This is a genomic window from Achromobacter sp., from assembly GCF_050285565.1.
GTDB lineage: Bacteria > Pseudomonadota > Gammaproteobacteria > Burkholderiales > Burkholderiaceae_B > Achromobacter.
Map to the genome: position 1 here is coordinate 80,425 of NZ_JBLZXG010000012.1, position 17,868 is coordinate 98,292.

Here is a 17,868-nt window from a genome sequence, read left to right on the forward strand (position 1 = left end):
GCATGCAAAGTACCTATCTGACCCACGCCCGCGTCGTGCTGCCTGACCGAGTGCTGGAGGACAGCGCCGTCCTGATACGGGACGGTGTCATTGCCGCCATCGCGCCGGACGGCGCCGTGGCCGACCGCGAGATCGACCTGCAAGGCCTGACCCTGGTGCCGGGCCTGGTCGACCTGCATTGCGACGCCATCGAGAAGGAGGCCGAGCCGCGCTCGAAAGTGCTGTTCCCGCTGGATTTCGCGGTGGCGCAAGTGGACCGCCGCAACGCCGCCGCCGGCATCACCACGCCGTACCACGCGCTGTCGTTCGCCAACAGTGAGTGGGGCGTGCGCAACAACGAGACCGCCGCCCAGGTGGTGCGCGGCGTGCGCGCCTTCGGCCAGCACAGCCTGGTCGACAACCGCGTGCATTGCCGCTATGAAGTCACGGACGCCACCTCGGTGCCGGTGTTGCAACAACTGATGGACGAGGGCGCGGTGGATCTGCTCTCGGTGATGGACCATTCGCCGGGTCAGGGGCAGTTCAAGACCCTGGAGTCGTACCTGCAATACATGATCGGCAACCATGCCATGAGCCGCGAGCAGGCCGAAGCGGCCGCCTGCGCCAAGACCCGGGCCAAGGACGGCGCGGTGGCGCGCGTCCAGACCCTGTTGGCGCATGCGCGCGGCCTGGGCATTCCGACCGCCAGCCATGACGACGACTCGATCCACCGCATCGCCACCATGCGCAATCTGGGCGTGGCGATGAGCGAATTCCCGATCACGCTGGACACGGCCCGCGCCGCCGTCTCCTGCGGCCTGCCCACCATTCTGGGCGCGCCCAACGTGCTGCGCGGCAAGAGCCAGAGCGGGTCGATGCGCGCCATCGACGCGATCCGGGCGGGCGTGGCCAGTTGCCTGTGCTCGGACTACCAGCCGGCGACCCTGATCGCCGCCGCCTTCGCGGTGGCGGCGCAGACCGACCTGACGCTGCCGCGGGCGATCGCGCTGGTGACGGCGAATCCAGCCGACGCCTGCGGCCTGACCGATCGCGGCCGCATCGCGGTCGGCCAGCGCGCCGACCTGGTGGCGGTGGCGCAGGTGGGCGCGTTGCCGCTCGTCAGCCACACCTGGAGCGCCGGCCGCCTGGTGTTCTCGACCCACTACGCGCCCAGCCGCGCGGCGGCGCCCGCGGTCGGGGCCGGCGCCTTGGTGGCGGCCTGAGGACGCGAATCCTTGCCGCCGGACAAGCGGCGGACACGCGCATCTGGTTAAATGGGTGATCGAGGATGTGGCCGCGGTTGCGAGCGGCCCGTCTGTCTCATTTTCCGGAGCGCGCAATGGCACGATTCAATTTCACCCAGGACCCCGAAGAACCCGATCTCTGGGCCGCCGAAAACGTGCCCGTGGGCGAGGGCCGGCCGCCCATTCACATCATGGTTCAGACCGACGGCGAAGAACCCTCGGGCGCGGCCGCCAAGGTGGTCAAGGCCATCATCGACAACCTCGATGAGCAGATCCTGGCCGCGGCCGACTTCCTGCTGGACAACTATTCGTACGAGCACTGCAAGAAGCTCGGCATCGAAGACGATCAATTGCCGCGCGAGGAAACCGCCGAAGAAATGGCCGGGAAAGCCGTGTTGCGCGCATTGTGGCTGTTCGACGAGGACGGCGACGGCTACGAACTCTGGTTCACGCTGCCGTGGGACCCCGTGCACACCTATGACGTGGAGTTCGAGGACGGCGCGCCGGTGTCGTGTTCGGTGAACGACTGAGCCAGGGCGGCGTGCGCGCGCGGCTCACTGCCGCCCGCGCGCGCCGCCGGCCGTGGGATGGCGGCGCGCGCCTGGGTCAGGCCTCGCGCGAGGCCGCGCGGGCCGCTTGCGTCTCCGTTTCGGCGGGCGAACGGGCCGTGGCGTCGGCCGCCAGGTCCTCTTGCTTGCCTTCCATCTTGGCGATGACCGCCGTGGCCAGGCTATTGCCGACCACGTTGGTGGCGGTGCGGCCCATGTCGAAGAACTGGTCGATGCCCATGATCAGCAGCAGGCCGGCCTCGGGCAGGTGGAACATCGGCAGCGTCGCCGCCACCACCACCAGCGAGGCGCGCGCCACGCCGGCCATGCCTTTGCTGGTCACCATCAGCACCAGCAGCAGCGTCAGTTGCTGCGAGAAGCTCATTTCGATGTTGTAGGCCTGCGCGATGAACAGCACCGCGAACGACTGGTACATCATCGAGCCGTCCAGGTTGAACGAGTAGCCCAGCGGCAGCACGAAGCCGGAGATGCGCTTGGACACGCCGAAACGCTCCAGCGCCTCGATGGTCTTGGGGTAGGCCGATTCGCTGCTGGCGGTCGAGAAGGCCAGCAGGGTCGGTTCCTTGATCAGGCCGCCCAGGCGGAAGGTGGACTTGCCCAGGAACAGGTAGCCCACGCCGAACAGGATGGCCCACAGCAGCGCCAGGCCCAGGTAGAACTCGCCGATCAGCTTGCCGTAGCTGACCAGCACGCCCAGGCCCTCGGTGGTGATGGCGGCGGCCATGGCGGCGAACACGCCCAGCGGCGCGAAGCGCATCACGTAGTCGGTCACGCGGAACATGATCTTGGCCAGCTCGTCGATCATGTTGTAGATCGTGTTGTGGCCCTTGCCGCGAATGAACGACAGCGCCGCGCCGAAGAACAGCGAGAACACCAGGATCTGCAGGATCTCGTTGTTGGCCATGGCTTCGGCGATGCTCTTGGGGAACACGTGCGCGATGAAGGCCTTGAGGGTGAAGTCGCCGGTCTTCAGGCCGGCGCTGGCGGCCGCGTCGGGCAGCGCCAGGTTCAGGTGCGCGCCCGGCTGGAAGATGTTGACCAGCGCCAGGCCCAGCAGCAGCGAGATGGCCGAGGCGGCGATGAACCAGAACATGGCGCGCAGGCCGATGCGGCCGACGGCGCTGGCGTCGCTCATGCTGGCCAGGCCCGACACCAGGGTGGCGAATACCAGGGGCGCGATGATCATCTTGATCATGCGCAGGAAGATGTCGGTGATCAGGTTGAAGTACGAGGCGATGTCCTTGGCCTCTTGCGCGTTTTGCGCGTACTTGTTGCAGAAATAACCCACCACGACGCCCAGCACCATGGCGATGCCGATGTAACGCGTCAGCTTCTTAGTATTCATCTTCAAAAACAGGAGAACGGGGATCGCCGCGGTCGGCCCGGGGCAGGCCTTACCCGCCGGCATGGGGCGGGGCGGAGCGGTCCAATGACGGATATGCCGGAGGGCAACCGGAGCGCGGGTTAACCCTTGGGGCGCGATGTTAACGCCGCCAACCTGACAGCCAGTTGTCAGGTTGGGGACGGGTCAACCCCGACTGCCGCCGCGCCGGCGGCATGACAAAATGGCCGGGCCCGGATCGCGCAAGCGCGCCCCGGGAACCTTCCTCAATAAAGATAAAGACAGGGCCATGCCGGCCCACCGCCACGATCAGGAGACTAAGCCATGCCGCAACGCGAATTGTCCGTCTTGGCCTCGGGGTACACCTACCTGGAGGGCCTGCGCTGGCGCGACGGGCGCCTGTGGGCGTCGGACTTCTATACGGGCAAGGTGATCGCCGTCGACCTGCAGGGCCGGGTCGAGGTCATCTGCCGCGTGCTGGAACAACCGTCCGGCCTGGGCTGGCTGCCCGACGGGCGCCTGCTGATTTCCTCCATGAAAGACCGCAAGCTGCTGCGGCGCGAGCCCGACGGCCAGCTGGTCACGCATTGCGATCTGTCCGCCCTGACCGGCGGCCCGGTCAACGACCTGGTGGTCGACGAGCAGGGCCGCGCCTACGTGGGCAATTTCGGCTTCGACCTGATGGCCGGCGAGCCCTTCGCCACCACCACCCTGGTGCGGGTGGATCCGGACGGGGTGGCGCAGGTGGTGGCGGACGGACTGTGGTTTCCCAATGGTTCCTTCATCACCCCCGACGGCAAGACCCTGATCGTCAACGAGACCTTCGGCAACCGCATCTCGGAATTCGACATCCTGGCGGACGGCGCGCTGGGGCCGCGGCGCGACTGGGCCCATTTCGGCGCCTTGCCGGAGTTGGACGACCTGGCGGTGCTGATCGCGGCCTCGGCCATCGGGCCGGATGGCGGCGCGCTCGACGCCGAGGGCGCGCTGTGGGTGGCCGACGCCATCGGCAAGCGCATCGTGCGGCTGGCGCGCGGCGGCCGGATTCTGGAACAGATCGATACCGGCGAGCTGGGCATCTTCGCCGCTGCCCTGGGCGGCCCGGACGGCAGGACGCTGTTCATGGCGGCGGCGCCGGACTTCATCGAGGCCAACCGCCGCGCCAAGCCGGAAGGGCGGATCCTGATGACCGAGGTGGATGTGCCGCGCGCCGGACGGCCGTAGGGCGGGCGCGGGCCGGACGGGGAGACGGTGCGGCGGCGGGTCGGACCGCTGGTTTAGTCCTGGTGGATAGGGATACCGGCCGTTTCAAGACCTTTCTTCGAATCCCCCGTAAAATCCCACCATTCCGCTCGATTTCAACCATCTTTCAATCGACAGTACCTAAGGAGGACCACACATGGCCCTAGTCTCCATGCGCCAGTTGCTCGACCACGCCGCCGAGCACGGCTACGGCATTCCGGCATTCAACGTCAATAACCTGGAACAGGTCCAGGCCATCATGGAAGCCGCGGCGGAGACCGACAGCCCGGTGATCATGCAGGCCTCGGCCGGCGCCCGCAAGTACGCTGGCGAAGGCTTCCTGAAGCACCTGATCCAGGCCGCCGTGGAGTCCTACCCGCACATTCCCGTGGTCATGCACCAGGATCACGGCCAGTCGCCCAAGGTCTGCCAGGGCGCCATCGACCTGGGCTTCTCCAGCGTCATGATGGACGGCTCGCTCAAGGAAGACGGCAAGACCATCGCCGACTACGACTACAACGTCGAGGTCACCAAGAAGGTGGTGGACGTGGCCCACAAGCTGGGCGTGACGGTCGAAGGCGAACTGGGCTGCCTGGGCTCGCTCGAAACCATGGAAGGCGACAAGGAAGACGGCCACGGCGCCGACGGCAAGCTGACCATGGACCAGTTGCTGACCGACCCGGAGCAGGCCGCCGACTTCGTGCGCCGCACCCAGTTGGACGCCCTGGCCATCGCCATCGGCACCAGCCACGGCGCCTACAAGTTCACGCGCAAGCCCACCGGCGACATCCTGTCGATCTCCCGCATCAAGGAAATCCACGCCCGCCTGCCCAACACCCACCTGGTGATGCACGGCAGCTCCAGCGTGCCGCAGGAACTGCTGGCCGAGATCCGTGAATTCGGCGGCAACATGAAGGAAACCTACGGCGTGCCGGTCGAGGAAATCCAGGAAGCCATCAAGTACGGCGTGCGCAAGATCAATATCGACACCGATATCCGCCTGGCCATGACCGGCGCGATCCGCCGCTTCTTCGCCGAGAACCCCGAGAAGTTCGACCCGCGCGAATACCTGAAGCCGGCCCGCGCCGCCGCCAAGGCGATCTGTGTGGCTCGCTACACCGAATTCGGCACCGCCGGCAACGCCAGCAAGATCAAGGCGCTGCCCCTGACCGAAATCGCCGCCCAGTACGCCTCCGGCAAGCTGGCCCAGGTGGTGCAGTAAGCCGTCCGCCGCTTTCCTTCACGGGAGGCGGTGCGCAAAAAAGGCGGGCCCGCGAGGGCCCGCCTTTTTTTGCGCGTCACGGCCGCGTCAGGCGGGCGGGGCGTTCCTGGGAAAATGCGGCACGGTTCTGTCGACGTGGTGCCAGGACGGCGCCGAGTCCGTCCACAGGCTGACACGGGTGCGGAAAGCTTCGGGGTCGTCGAGCGAACCGGCCCGCACCACTTCGTAGGCCATGCCTTCCGAGGCGCCGAACAGCGGCGTGCCGCAGTCCGCACAGAAGCTGCGCATCACGGTGTGGCCGGAATCGCCCTGGTAGCGGTGTTCGCGCGCCTGGCCGCGCAGCAGGGTGACCGCGCCGGCCGGCAGGATCAGCGCGTGGGCCGGCGCGCCGCCGCTGGAATACTGGCAGTCGCGGCAATGACAGGTGGCCGCCATGATGGGTTCGTCGGTCACCGCGTAGCGCACCGCGCCGCATTGGCAGCCACCGGTCAGGTGGATCTGCGCGTCGGCGTGGGCCGGGCGTTTCTGGGTTGCATCCTGCATACGACTGAGTCTCCTCCAGGGGTAAAGGGGACGCCGTGACGCGGGTGCGCGGCTGGCGCATTTTTTGGAATCCGGCCAGACTAACCCGCGCTCCGCCGCCCGGCAAGACGGGACTATTTGCAGTAACCTATGCGCTTTGCGCGACCCCCATTTTTGCCATAGGCCATTTTTCCGTGACTTCTGCTTTGCATCAATCCAGCATCAAGTCCTTGCCGCTGCTGGGCCGCGGTAAGGTCCGCGACATGTACGCGGTGGGCGACGACAAGTTGCTGATCGTCGCGTCGGACCGCATCTCCGCGTTCGACGTCATCCTCGACGATCCCATCCCCGGCAAGGGGCAGGTGCTGACCGAACTGACCGAGTTCTGGCTGCAGAAGCTGGCCCACATCCTGCCGAACCACTCCACCGGCATCAAGCCCGAAGACGTGGTGGCGCCCGACGAAGTCGAACAGGTGCGCGGCCGCGCCGTGGTGGTCAAGCGCCTCAAGCCGATCCTGGTGGAGGCGGTGGCCCGCGGCTACCTGATCGGTTCGGGCTGGAAGGACTATCAGGCCACCGGCGCCGTCTGCGGCATCAAGCTGCCGGCCGGCCTGCAGCAGGCCAGCCAGTTGCCCGAGCCGATCTTCACGCCGGCGGCCAAGGCTGAATTCGGCATGCACGACGAAAACGTCGATTTCGCCCACGTGGTCAAGGAAGTCGGCCAGGAAATGGCCGAGCGCATCCGCGATGTCACGCTCAAGCTGTACACCGAGGCCGCCCGCTTCGCCGCCACCAAGGGCATCATCATCGCCGACACCAAGTTCGAGTTCGGCCTGGACGACGACGGCACGCTGCACCTGATGGATGAAGTGCTGACGCCGGATTCCTCGCGCTTCTGGCCGGCCGACGGCTACCGCGTCGGCATCAGCCCGCCCTCGTTCGACAAGCAATTCGTGCGCGACTGGCTCGAGACCCAGACCTGGGACAAGACCCCGCCGGCCCCGCGCCTGCCCAAGGATGTGCTGGAAAAGACCGCCGCCAAGTACCGCGAAGCGCTCGACCGCCTGGTGGCCTGACGCGCGCGTCGCCCCGACAACCGCCCGCGAGCCGGGCGGTTTTTTTTGTCCGCGGCCGTCGCGCAGTCAGGGAAATCCCTGCGTTTCGGTAAGAATTATTGCTTATTGTTACGCTATACTCGCCGGCAACCTGCATCCGGAGGCTGGCGGCGCGTCCGCGCGGCTTCCGCTTTGTCAACTTGCCGGACGCGGCCCGCAGCCGCCGCGTGGGCGTCGCGCCCACCGGACAAAGAAAGGAGCTGCGCATGATCATGATGTTGCCTTTCCTGACCGGACTGGTCGCCGTGTGGTTCGGCATGCTGGGCAAGCGCCGCGCGTGCGTCGCCTTCTGGCTGATCACGCTGGCGGTGTTCGCCGCCTGGTGCCAGTTCCACATGACCAGCCCGCTGGCCCTGTCACTGTAGGCCGGCCACCATGATCTTCTCCCGCAATCCGGCGCGCGGTTCACGCGTGCTCAACGGCCTGGCCCTGCTGGGCGTGACCGCGATCCTGGGCATGGCATTCGCCTGGCAGTTCGCCTACGACGAATTGCCGTGCCCGCTGTGCCAGCTGCAGCGCGTGGCCTTCATCCTGGCCGGCGTGGGCCTGCTGCTGAACCTGCGGTTGGGGCCTTCGCCGATGCACTACGCCATGACCATCGCCGCCGCGTTGGGCGGCATGGTGGCGTCGGGGCGCCAGGTGCTGCTGCACATCGCCCCGGGCGACGCCGGCTATGGCATGCCCTTCCTGGGCCTGCACTTCTATACCTGGGCCTTCATCGCTTTCTGCGCGTTGATCGTGTTCTGCGTGCTGATGCTGTCGGCGGACCGTAAATGGGGCGACAACATGCTCAAGCGGCCGCTGTCGGCGCTGGGCGTGATCGTCATGGCCCTGTTTTTCCTCCTGGTGCTCGCCAACCTGGGCAGCACCACGCTGCAATGCGGTTTCGGGCCTTGCGAAGACAACCCCACGCGGTATCTCTGGCTGGATTCGGGCAGCGCGCCGTAGGCTTGGCGCCGACGCCGGGTAAAATACCGGGTTTCGCGGCACGGCCGCGGCCTTTCAACGACTCGACACCGGTTATGACAGCCAAGACTTCCGCAGCGGCAGAGGCCCCCCCCGTGGTGGGCGTGATCATGGGTTCTTCCAGCGATTGGGAGGTCATGAAGCACGCCGTCACCATGCTCGAAGACTTCGGCGTGCCGTACGAGGCGCGCGTGATCTCCGCGCACCGCATGCCGCAGGACATGGCCGAATACGGCGCCGCCGCGTTTGATCGCGGCTTGCGCGGCATCATCGCCGGCGCCGGCGGCGCGGCCCACCTGCCGGGCATGATGGCGGCCCTGACCGACGTGCCGGTGTTCGGCGTGCCGGTGCCGTCCAAATACCTGCGCGGCGAGGATTCGCTGCTGTCCATCGTGCAGATGCCCAAGGGCGTGCCGGTGGCCACCTTCGCCATCGGCGAGGCTGGCGCCGCCAACGCCGCGCTGCACCTGATCGCCACGCTGGCGGGCACCGATGCCGGCCTGCGCCAGAAGCTGGTGGCGTTCCGCGCGCGCCAGACGCAGGCGGCGCGCGACATGAAGGTTCCGCCCGAGGCTTGATCCCCATGACGCAATCGACTGCTTTCACCATTGCTCCTGGCGGCTGGCTCGGCCTGCTGGGCGGCGGCCAACTGGGCCGCATGTTCTGCCACGCGGCGCAAAGCCTGGGCTACAAGGTCGCGGTGCTGGACCCGGCCGCCGAATGCCCCGCGGGCATGGTGGCGGATCTGCACATCCAGGCCGCCTATGACGACGACGCCGGCCTGGCGCGCCTGGCGCAGACCTGTCAGGCCGTCACCACCGAATTCGAGAACGTGCCGGCCGCCAGCCTGCGGGCGCTGGCGACGCGTTGCCGCGTCAGTCCGGCCGCCGACGCGGTCGCCATCGTGCAGGACCGCATTTCCGAGAAAGCCTTCATCGCCGGCCAGGGCATCGCGGTCGCGCCGCACGCCGCCATTCGCGGCGAAGCGGACCTGCGCGCCGCGCCCGACAGCCTGTTTCCCGGCATCCTCAAGGTGGCGCGCCTGGGCTACGACGGCAAGGGCCAGGCCCGCATCGACACGCGCGAGGCCGCGCTGGCCGCGTTCGCCGAGTTCGGCGGCGTGGCCTGCGTGCTCGAAGCGCTGATGCCGCTGGACTACGAAATCTCGGTGGTGATCGCGCGCGGTTTCGACGGCGCCAGCGTGGTGTTCCCGGTGGCGCGCAACGTGCACCGCGACGGCATCCTGGCGGTGTCGACGGCCGCGCCGGTCAAGCTCGACGCTGCCCACGCCGAACGCCAGGCGCAGGCCACCGCGGCCGCGCAGGCCATCGCGCAGGGGTTGGGCTACCACGGCGTGCTGTGCGTGGAATTCTTCGTGCTCAAGGACGGCAGCCTGATCGTCAACGAGATCGCGCCGCGTCCGCACAACAGCGGCCACTACACCATGGACGCCTGCGTCACCAGCCAGTTCGAACAGCAGGCGCGCGTCATGGCCGGCCTGCCGCTGGGCAGCACCGACCTGCTGGCGCCGGCGGTGATGCTGAACCTTCTGGGCGACATCTGGTATGCGTCGGCCACCGGCGATGCGCAGCGCGAGCCCGACTGGGCAGGCGCGCTGGCGGTGCCCACGGCCAAGCTGCACCTGTACGGCAAGCGCGAGGCGCGCCGCGGCCGCAAGATGGGCCACGTCACCATCGTCGCGCCGACGCTGCAACAGGCCCAGGCCGATGCGGCGCGCGTGGCCGCCGCGCTGGGCATGCAGGCGCCCGAGTAACGCCATGTCCGCTTCGTCCGACTCCGCCAGCGCCGCGGACATCGCCGACGCCGCAAGGCGCCTCCTGGCTGGCGAGCTGGTTGCGTTCCCGACCGAGACCGTCTACGGCCTGGGCGCGGATGCCGAGAATCCGCTGGCGGTGGCCCGGATCTACGCCGCCAAGGGCCGGCCGTCGAACCACCCGGTGATCGTGCACATCGCGCCGCGGGCCGATCTATCGTACTGGGCGGCCGAGGTGCCGCCCGAGGCGCGCCGGCTGATCGACGCCTTCTGGCCGGGTCCGCTGACCTTGATCCTCAAGCGCGCGCCGCACATCGCCGACACGGTCAGCGGCGGCCAGGACAGCATCGGCATCCGCTGTCCCTCGCATCCGGTGGCCCAGGCGCTGCTGGCGGCGTTCGCGGCCGGCAAGCCGAACGGGCAGGGCGGCGTGGCCGCGCCGTCGGCCAACAAGTTCGGCCAGGTCTCGCCGACCCGCGCCGATCACGTGCGCAGCGAATTCCCCGACGAGGTCGCGGCCGGCATGCCGGTGCTGGAAGGCGGCGCCTCCGAGGTCGGCATCGAATCCACCATCCTCGACCTGTCGCGGCTGGATCGCGGCGCTGGCCCGGTGCTGCTGCGCCCCGGCCACATCAGCGCCGCGCAGATCGAAGCCGTGCTGGGCACGCAGGTGTTCGCGCCCGACGCGGCCGCGCCGCGCGCCTCGGGCACGCTGAAGGCCCACTACGCGCCGCGCACCGCGCTGGAACTGGCGTCCGATGCCCGTCTGCAAGCGGTGCTGCAAGGCCGCGGCCTGCCGCCGGGCAAGGTCGTGGTGGTGGCGTACACGCCGCCGCCAGCGGCCTGCGATGCGCGCATCCAGTGGCAGCAGGTGCCGGCCGATCCGGCGCGCTATGCGCAGGCCTTGTATGCGCTGCTGCGCGACCTGGACGGCAAGGGCTTCGAGCGCATCATCGTGCAGGCGCCGCCGGCCAGCGACGACTGGCTCGCGGTCAACGACCGCATCGGCCGCGCCGCCGCCGCGTTCACGCTGGATACGACCGACCTGTAGGACGGGGCGGCGGTTCAGGCCGCCAGGAATTCCCCGATCCTGGCCACCGCCTGGCGCATCGGCTCCAGGAATTCCTCCGTCAGCCGCTCCAGCGGCACCCGCGCCGCCTTGACGCTGACGTTGACGGCGCCGCAGGCCTTGCCGCTGGCCGAACGCACCGGCACCGAGATGGCGCGCACATTCAGTTCCAGTTCCTGGTCGACCACCGCGTAGTCCTGCTCGCGGATACGCGCCAGCTCGGCCCGCAGCCGCGCTTCGCTGGTGAGGGTGAACTCGGTGTACGGCTGCAATTCGGTGGCGGCGAAGTAGCGCGCCAACGCCGGCTCGGAGAGTTGCGCCAGCAGAACGCGGCCGATCGAGGTGCAGTGGGCCGGCAGGCGGCTGCCCAGCCCCATCGAGGTGGCCAGCAGGCGGTTCACTTCCGAGCGCGCCAGGTAGAGCATCTCGTGCCCTTCCATGATGGCCAGGGCACAGGTTTCATTGACGCTGGCGCTCAGTTCTTCCAGCACCGGCTGCGCTAGCGAGACGAACGGCGTCGACGAGAAATAGGCATAGCCCAGCCCCAGGATGCGAGGCGTCAGGATGTACTGGCGGCCATGCTGTTCGGCGATGCCAAGCAGGATCAGCGTATGCAGGCAGCGCTGCACCACCGCGCGCGGCAGGGCGGCGCGGCGCGCCAGTTCGGCCGCCGTTTGCGGATGGCGGCGCGTGCCGAAGGCGCGGATGATGTGCAGGCCGCGCGCCAGCGTCAGCATGTAGTCGGGATCGCCGCGCAACTGGTCGGGGTGATCCTCGGGGGCGAGGGGCGCGGCGTAGCCGGGCGGGGGGAGGTTGGGCGGCATCAGCCTGCGCGCAGCGGCGCGCCGGTGCGCGCCTGCAGCGCGGTCAATGTCATGCCGTCGATCATATCCCGGACGAGCAGGCCGCCGGGCGTGACGTCGATCACGGCCAGGTCGGTGTAGATGCGGTCGACCACGCCGGCGCCGGTCAGCGGGTAGGTGCAGCGCTCGACGATCTTGGGCGAGCCGTCCTTGCTGTTGTGCTCCATCAGGATGTAGACGCGGCGCGCGCCCACCGCCAGATCCATGGCGCCGCCCACGGCGGGCGCCTCGCCGGGTTTGGCGAGCGACCAGTTGGCCAGGTCGCCGTTGGCCGCGACCTGCATGCCGCCCATGACGCAGATGTCCAGGTGGCCGCCGCGCATCATGGCGAAGGAGTCGGCGTGGTGGCAGTAAGCGCCGCCTGCGAGCAGCGTCACCGGCTGCTTGCCGGCGTTGATCAGGTCCAGGTCTATGTCGTCCTCGGCGGGCGGCGGGCCCATGCCGAGAATGCCGTTTTCGCTGTGCAGCACGATTTCGCGGCCGGCGGGCAGGTGCGCGGCCACCAGCACCGGCATGCCGATGCCCAGGTTGACGTAGCTGCCGTCGGGGATGTCTTGCGCCAGGCGCCGCGCCATGGCGTCGCGGGAAAGGGGAGTGGGCATGGGAGTTCCTTCAGCTCGAAAACGCGGAGTGTTCCACCTGCGTGACACGCTGCACGAAGATGCCCGGCGTCACCACGGCTTCCGGCGACAGTTCGCCCAGCGCCGCCTTGGCGCGCACCTGCACGATGGTGGTTGTCGCGGCCATGCACATGATGGGGCCGAAGTTGCGCGCGCTCTTGCGGTAGGTGAGATTGCCCCAGCGGTCGGCCTGGTCGGCCTTGACCAGCGCGAAGTCGCCGCGCAGCGGCGTCTCGAAGACATGGCCACGGCCGTCGATGATGCGGGTTTCCTTGCCGGCGGCCAGGTCGGTGCCATAGGCGGTGGGGGTGAAGAAGCCGCCCAGGCCGGCGCCGGCGGCGCGCAGCCGTTCGGCGATGGTGCCCTGCGGCACGCATTCCAGTTCGATGGCGCCGCGCCGGTACAGATCGTCGAAGACCCACGAATGCGAGGCCTTGGGAAACGAGCAGATCACCTTGCGCACGCGGCCGGCCTTGATCAAAGCCGCCAGGCCGGTTTCGTGGTTGCCGGCGTTGTTGCTGACCACGGTGAGGTCGCGCGCGCCCTGCTCGATCAGGGCGTGCAGCAGTTCGGTGGGCATGCCGGCGCCGCCGAAGCCGCTGACCAGCACCGTGGCGCCGTCGTGAATGTCGGCCACGGCGGCCGCGGCAGTGTCGATGAACTTGTCGATCATGGTTGTTGCTTCCGAGGAGGGCGCGCGGGCGGCGCGCCCCGTGTGGCTCAATCCACGGTGATGCGGGCCTGCTTGATGATCCCGGCGTAGCGCGCCGCGTCCTGCTGCATCAGTTCGGCGAACTGCGCGCAGGTGCCGCTGGCCGGCAGGAAACCCGCGTCCAGGAATTTCTGGCGCACGTCCGGCTCCTGCACGATCTCGCTGATCTCGCGCGCCATGCGTTCGATGATCGGCCTGGGCGTGTTGGCCGGCGCCATCAGGCCGGCCCAGGAGCCGGTGACGAAGCCCGGCATGCCGGCCTCTTCCATGGTGGGTATCGATGGCTCGGTCGGCCAGCGCTGCTTGCCGGTGAAGCCGAGCGCCTTCAGGCGGTTCTGCTTGACGTACTGCATCGGCACCAGGATCGGGTCGAACACCATCGACACCCGGCCGCCCAGCAGGTCGGTCAGGATCGGCGCGCTGCCCTTGTAGGCCACGTGCGTCATGGTGATCTGGTTGCGCAGCGCGAAATCGGCGCCGGTCAGGTGGGCGCTGGAACCGTTGCCGCTGGAGGCGTAGGTGAGCTTGTCGGGATGTTTGCGGGCGTATTCCACCAGCTCGGCCACGCTGTTGACGGGCAGGTCCTGCGCCACGAACAGGAACAGCGGCAGGTCGGCCATCTGCGCCACCGGCGTCAGATCCTCGGGCTTGTAGCCCAGCTTGTAGAGGTGGAAGTTGATGATGTAGGCCGGCAGGATCGACAGGAAGGTATAGCCGTCCGGGTCGGCCTTGGCGGCGATCGCCGCGCCCACGCTGCTGTTGGCGCCGGGGCGGTTCTCGACGATGATGGTCTGCTTCAGGCGCGGGCCGAGCTTTTCCATCACGATGCGGGTGACGATGTCGGTGGAGCCGCCCGGCGTGTAGGGCACGATGATCTTGATGGGTTTGCTGGGCCAGTCGTCCGCGTGGGCGGGGCCGGCGGCCAGGCCGGCGGCGGCCAGGGCGGCGCACAACAGGGTCTTGAGGGCGTGGCGGCGATACCTTGCCGCGCGGCTGCGAAGCTGCGGTTGCCTTGCGAGTGCCATGGATTTGTCTCCTCCATGAATCGGTCGATTTCCGGCATGCGTCCCGCGGTTTTTGTTGTGGCGCGGCCGGTTTTTTCCGTGAGTCGGTGAGTGCGCCGTCCAGGGACAGGGCGCAAAAAAAGTATGGCACGCAGGGCCGCGCCTGCCGTGCCAAAGGCCCATCGATAAAGTTCGATCACCGGACTTTGCGTGCATGTCTCGAACCGCTTGCTACTCGGGTTTCCACTAGGCCCGCGCGCGTTGTTCACACCGTGGACATGGCGTAATCTGGCGGCCGGCCCGCAAAGCATGGGCTTGGTTTCAGCCGCCGCGGGCCTACAGGCCGGCGCGGGCATCTAATTCAGGAGAAGCAATAATGAAGCGGTTGATTTCGTTTGCTGCCGGCGCGCTTGCCCTGGCGTGCGCATCCCAGGCGGCGGTGGCCGGCCCCACGCTGGATGCGGTCAAGAAGAAGGGTTACGTGCAGTGCGGCCTGACCGACGGCGTTTCGGGCTTCTCGGCCACCAATAGCAAGGGCGAATGGGAAGGCATGGACGTGGACATCTGCCGCGCCGTCGCCGCCGCCGTGTTCGGCGACCCGACCAAGTTCAAAGGCACCGCGCTGTCGACCCAGCAACGCTTCACCGCGCTGCAATCGGGCGAAGTCGACGTGCTGCTGCGCACCGTCACCCTGACGCAGACGCGCGATACCTCGCTGGGCCTGTCGGCCGTGGCGGCCAGCTTCTACGACGGCCAGGGCATTCTGGTGAACAAGAAGCTGGGCGTGAAAAGCGCCAAGGAACTGAACGGCGCCACCGTCTGCGTGCAACCGGGCACCACCACCGAGCTGAACCTGGCCGACTGGTTCCGCGCCAACAACATTGAATTCAAGCCGGTCGTGATCGACAAGGTCACCGAGGTCGTGCGCGCCTTCGAATCGGGCCGTTGCGACGCCTTCACCGACGACGCCTCGCAACTGGCCGCCGTGCGCGCCACCCAGGTCGCCAAGCCGGACGACTACGAGATCCTGCCCGAACGCTTCTCCAAGGAGCCGCTCGGCCCCATGGTGCGCCAGGGCGACGAGAACTGGCTGGGCATCGTGCGCTGGACGCTGTTCGCGTTGCTGGAAGCCGAGGAATACGGCATCACGCAGAAGAACGTGGACGAAATGCTCAAGAGCAACAACCCCAACATCTCGCGCATCCTGGGCGTGACGCCGGGCGCCGGCAAGAACATGGGCCTGGACGAGAAGTGGGCCTACAACGCCATCAAGGCCGTGGGCAACTACAGCGAAGTGTTCGAGCGCAACGTCGGCAAGGACAGCAAGCTGGGCCTGCAACGCGGCACCAACGCGCTGTGGAGCAAGGGCGGCGCCATGTACCCGTGGCCGATCCGCTGAGCGCGGTGACCTGAGCACCAACGCCAACGGCCCGCTTTGCGCGGGCCGTTTTGTTTGGCGGCGGGCGCCACGCGATGGGATCGTCATGCGATATGACCGAAGCGTTATGCGGTACGCTATGCGCTTTTCCACCGGACGCATCCCGCGCAATGACGCAGACCCGACCCGAGGATTCCCCGTTGTTCATCGCCGCGCTGGCGCGCGGCGTTTCCGTGCTGCGGGCCTTCAGCGAAGGCCGGCCGGCGATGACGCTGCCGGAACTGGCCGAGGCCACCGGCCTGAGCAAGAGTTCGGTGCAGCGTTTCACGCACACCCTGTGGACGCTGGGCTATCTGCGCAAGGACCCGGCCAGCAAGAAATTCTCGCTGGGCCCGTGGTCGCTGGAACTGGGCATGAAGTACGTGCAGACCAGTCCGCTGGTGCTGGGCGGCAACCCGTTCCTGCATACGCTCAACCGCAATTGCCAGGAGACTTGCAGCCTGGCCGAGCCCGACGGGCTGGACATGGTCTACGTGGCGCGCTTTGCCACCCACAAGGAAATGTTCGTCAACATGCCGGTCGGCATGCGGTTGCCGCTGTACTGCACCGCGGCCGGGCGCGCGGTGCTGGCGCGGCTGGACCCGCAGGTGGCGCGCGACCTGCTGGAACGCGGTGAGCGCAAGGCCTATACCGCCGCCACCCTCACCGACCTGGATGCCCTGCTGGCCGAAGTCGATTTCGCGCGGCGGCACGGCTTTGCGCGCTCGAACGGCGAGTTCTATCCGGGCGACATCACCGTCAGCGCGGCCGTGCTGGATGCGGGCGGCACGCCGCTGGGCGCGGTCAATGTCTCGGTGCCGTCGAGCCGCTGGTCGTTCGAGCAGGCGCAGGCCGTGTTCGGGCCGCAGGTGGTGGAGACCGCGCACGCCATCAGCGCGTCGCGCACCCTGGGGCGCTCGCATCCCTTCTACGAACTCGAACCGCCCGGCGGCGCTTTGCGCGCCGCGCCCTTGGCCGACGACAGCGCCTGACACGGCAAACGGCCGCCGTTGCCGGCGCGCCGGCCGCACTGGATAGGTGCCGGCACGCGCTAAATCCATACTGATTCTGTCGGATATTTGATGCGCAATTCAGGGGAACACCCTAATTGGCGCGCTATCTTTCTGCGCGTTAAGCTATTTCTGACACGATCGTATCGCTATGCGATTTGATCGAATCTAAATATTCGACCTGCCGCTTTGCCGCCAGGTCGTCGACCTGGAGCCGCGCCGTGCCGCCGTCCGCTGAAGTCCGCTTTCATCCCGTGCCCGGATTCATGGGCCTGCCGCCGTCCCGCCCGGCCGGAACCGGCGCCGCCCGCGCCTGCGTGGTGGGGATTCCATTCGATTGCGGCACCCATCCGTTCCGGGTCGGCTCGCGCCAGGGGCCGGACGCCATCCGCGAACAGTCGCGGCTGCTGCGGCCGGTGGACATCTTCCGTCGCCAGGGCATCGACAACCCGCCGGAGTTCCTGCGCGCCATCGACGTCGGCAACGTGGCCTGCCATCCGGGCGACCCCGAGGCGTCGTACCCGCTGATCGAGGCCGGCATCGGCGCCATCCTGGACGCCGGCGCGATCCCGATCTCGATGGGCGGCGACGGCGCCGTGACGCTGCCGCAACTGCGCGCCGTGGCGCGGCGCCATCCGGATTTCGTGGTGCTGCATTTCGATTCGCACACCGACACCTATCCAATTCCGGGCTACAACACCGCCACCACCTTCACCCGCGCCGCCGAAGAGGGCCTGCTGGACGTGCGGCGCAGTTTCCATGTGGGCACGCGCGGCAGCTCGTTCATGCCGGGCGTGATCGAGTTCGGCCGCGAGGTCGGCTACACCATCGTCCCCTTCGACGAGTTCGATGAAGACCAGAAGGGCGCGCTCGACGACATCAAACAGCGCATCGGCCAGCGGCCGGTGTACCTGTGCTTCGACATGGACATCTTCGATCCCTCCTGCGCGCCGGGCGTCTGCACGCCGGAGTGGGGCGGCCTGTCGCCCAAGGAAGGGCTGGGCCTGTTGCGCCAGTTGGCGGGCCTGAACTTCGTGGCTTTCGACGTGAACACCGTGTCGCCGCCGCAGGACGTGCAGGGCGCCACGGCGTTCCTGGCGGCCACTGTCATGCAGGAATTCTGCGCGCTGGCGGCGGTGGCGGTACGGCAGTACCCGCAAGGACGCCCGGACTGAACCGGCGCATTGCGGCATCCATT

Annotated in this window: 19 protein-coding genes; 13 read left to right on the forward strand and 6 right to left on the reverse strand. The window is 68.0% G+C overall.

The features are described from left to right. The first annotated feature begins 2 nt into the window (after positions 1–2). A complete protein-coding gene (locus ACN6O8_RS23040; RefSeq protein WP_427993304.1) occupies positions 3–1,202 on the forward strand; it encodes an alpha-D-ribose 1-methylphosphonate 5-triphosphate diphosphatase in 1,200 nt (399 codons plus the stop codon). A gap of 116 nt (positions 1,203–1,318) precedes the next feature. Continuing rightward, complete coding sequence (locus ACN6O8_RS23045) at positions 1,319–1,753, forward strand: hypothetical protein (RefSeq protein ID WP_427993305.1); 435 nt, start codon at positions 1,319–1,321, stop codon at positions 1,751–1,753. A gap of 76 nt (positions 1,754–1,829) precedes the next feature. Here the strand turns inward: ACN6O8_RS23045 and ACN6O8_RS23050 are convergent, their stop codons facing one another. After that, positions 1,830–3,137: a dicarboxylate/amino acid:cation symporter gene (locus ACN6O8_RS23050; RefSeq protein ID WP_427993306.1), complete on the reverse strand. Its 1,308-nt coding sequence runs from the start codon at positions 3,135–3,137 to the stop codon at positions 1,830–1,832. Positions 3,138–3,458: 321 nt separating this feature from the next. On the opposite strand from ACN6O8_RS23050, the gene ACN6O8_RS23055 reads away from it, so the two are divergent. Further along, entirely contained in the window at positions 3,459–4,358 is a 900-nt protein-coding gene (locus tag ACN6O8_RS23055; RefSeq protein WP_427993307.1) for an SMP-30/gluconolactonase/LRE family protein, read from the forward strand. A 175-nt stretch (positions 4,359–4,533) separates the two neighbouring features. Next, on the forward strand, positions 4,534–5,598 hold the full coding sequence (gene fba, locus ACN6O8_RS23060; protein WP_427993308.1) for a class II fructose-bisphosphate aldolase: 1,065 nt from the start codon (positions 4,534–4,536) through the stop codon (positions 5,596–5,598). Positions 5,599–5,685: 87 nt separating this feature from the next. On the opposite strand, the gene ACN6O8_RS23065 is transcribed toward fba, so the two are convergent. Beyond that, a complete protein-coding gene (locus tag ACN6O8_RS23065; RefSeq protein WP_427993309.1) occupies positions 5,686–6,141 on the reverse strand; it encodes a GFA family protein in 456 nt (151 codons plus the stop codon). Positions 6,142–6,314: 173 nt separating this feature from the next. Here ACN6O8_RS23065 and ACN6O8_RS23070 point away from each other — a divergent pair, with 173 nt between their 5' ends. From ACN6O8_RS23070 to ACN6O8_RS23095, 6 genes are all read left to right on the forward strand, one after another. Beyond that, positions 6,315–7,196: a phosphoribosylaminoimidazolesuccinocarboxamide synthase gene (locus ACN6O8_RS23070; protein ID WP_427993310.1), complete on the forward strand. Its 882-nt coding sequence runs from the start codon at positions 6,315–6,317 to the stop codon at positions 7,194–7,196. 245 nt (positions 7,197–7,441) lie between these two features. After that, complete coding sequence (locus ACN6O8_RS23075; RefSeq protein WP_427993311.1) at positions 7,442–7,600, forward strand: DUF5993 family protein; 159 nt, start codon at positions 7,442–7,444, stop codon at positions 7,598–7,600. A 10-nt stretch (positions 7,601–7,610) separates the two neighbouring features. Continuing rightward, positions 7,611–8,183: a disulfide bond formation protein B gene (locus ACN6O8_RS23080; RefSeq protein ID WP_427993312.1), complete on the forward strand. Its 573-nt coding sequence runs from the start codon at positions 7,611–7,613 to the stop codon at positions 8,181–8,183. Between the two features lie 74 nt (positions 8,184–8,257). Then, a complete protein-coding gene (gene purE, locus ACN6O8_RS23085; protein WP_427993313.1) occupies positions 8,258–8,779 on the forward strand; it encodes a 5-(carboxyamino)imidazole ribonucleotide mutase in 522 nt (173 codons plus the stop codon). 5 nt (positions 8,780–8,784) lie between these two features. Beyond that, positions 8,785–9,975, forward strand: coding sequence for a 5-(carboxyamino)imidazole ribonucleotide synthase (locus ACN6O8_RS23090; RefSeq protein ID WP_427993314.1), 1,191 nt, complete (start codon positions 8,785–8,787; stop codon positions 9,973–9,975). A 4-nt stretch (positions 9,976–9,979) separates the two neighbouring features. Continuing rightward, complete coding sequence (locus ACN6O8_RS23095; protein ID WP_427993315.1) at positions 9,980–11,026, forward strand: L-threonylcarbamoyladenylate synthase; 1,047 nt, start codon at positions 9,980–9,982, stop codon at positions 11,024–11,026. Positions 11,027–11,040: 14 nt separating this feature from the next. Here the strand turns inward: ACN6O8_RS23095 and ACN6O8_RS23100 are convergent, their stop codons facing one another. From ACN6O8_RS23100 to ACN6O8_RS23115, 4 genes are read right to left on the reverse strand one after another with little or no spacing between them, the layout of a single operon-like run. Continuing rightward, entirely contained in the window at positions 11,041–11,868 is an 828-nt protein-coding gene (locus tag ACN6O8_RS23100) for an IclR family transcriptional regulator domain-containing protein (RefSeq protein WP_427993316.1), read from the reverse strand. Beyond that, positions 11,868–12,509 (reverse strand): 3-oxoacid CoA-transferase subunit B, encoded by a 642-nt coding sequence (locus ACN6O8_RS23105; RefSeq protein ID WP_427993317.1) that lies wholly within the window; start codon positions 12,507–12,509, stop codon positions 11,868–11,870. Before ACN6O8_RS23105 ends, ACN6O8_RS23100 begins: the two co-directional genes overlap by 1 nt. Positions 12,510–12,519: 10 nt before the next feature. Continuing rightward, positions 12,520–13,200 (reverse strand): 3-oxoacid CoA-transferase subunit A, encoded by a 681-nt coding sequence (locus ACN6O8_RS23110; RefSeq protein WP_427993318.1) that lies wholly within the window; start codon positions 13,198–13,200, stop codon positions 12,520–12,522. Between the two features lie 47 nt (positions 13,201–13,247). Further along, positions 13,248–14,264, reverse strand: a complete 1,017-nt coding sequence (locus tag ACN6O8_RS23115; RefSeq protein WP_427993319.1) for a Bug family tripartite tricarboxylate transporter substrate binding protein — start codon at positions 14,262–14,264, stop codon at positions 13,248–13,250. 355 nt (positions 14,265–14,619) lie between these two features. On the opposite strand from ACN6O8_RS23115, the gene ACN6O8_RS23120 reads away from it, so the two are divergent. From ACN6O8_RS23120 to ACN6O8_RS23130, 3 genes are all read left to right on the forward strand, one after another. Next, positions 14,620–15,642: an amino acid ABC transporter substrate-binding protein gene (locus ACN6O8_RS23120; RefSeq protein WP_006385546.1), complete on the forward strand. Its 1,023-nt coding sequence runs from the start codon at positions 14,620–14,622 to the stop codon at positions 15,640–15,642. A gap of 149 nt (positions 15,643–15,791) precedes the next feature. Then, on the forward strand, positions 15,792–16,652 hold the full coding sequence (locus ACN6O8_RS23125) for an IclR family transcriptional regulator (RefSeq protein ID WP_427993320.1): 861 nt from the start codon (positions 15,792–15,794) through the stop codon (positions 16,650–16,652). 284 nt (positions 16,653–16,936) lie between these two features. After that, on the forward strand, positions 16,937–17,845 hold the full coding sequence (locus ACN6O8_RS23130; RefSeq protein ID WP_427993400.1) for an arginase family protein: 909 nt from the start codon (positions 16,937–16,939) through the stop codon (positions 17,843–17,845). The last annotated feature ends 23 nt before the right edge of the window (positions 17,846–17,868 follow it).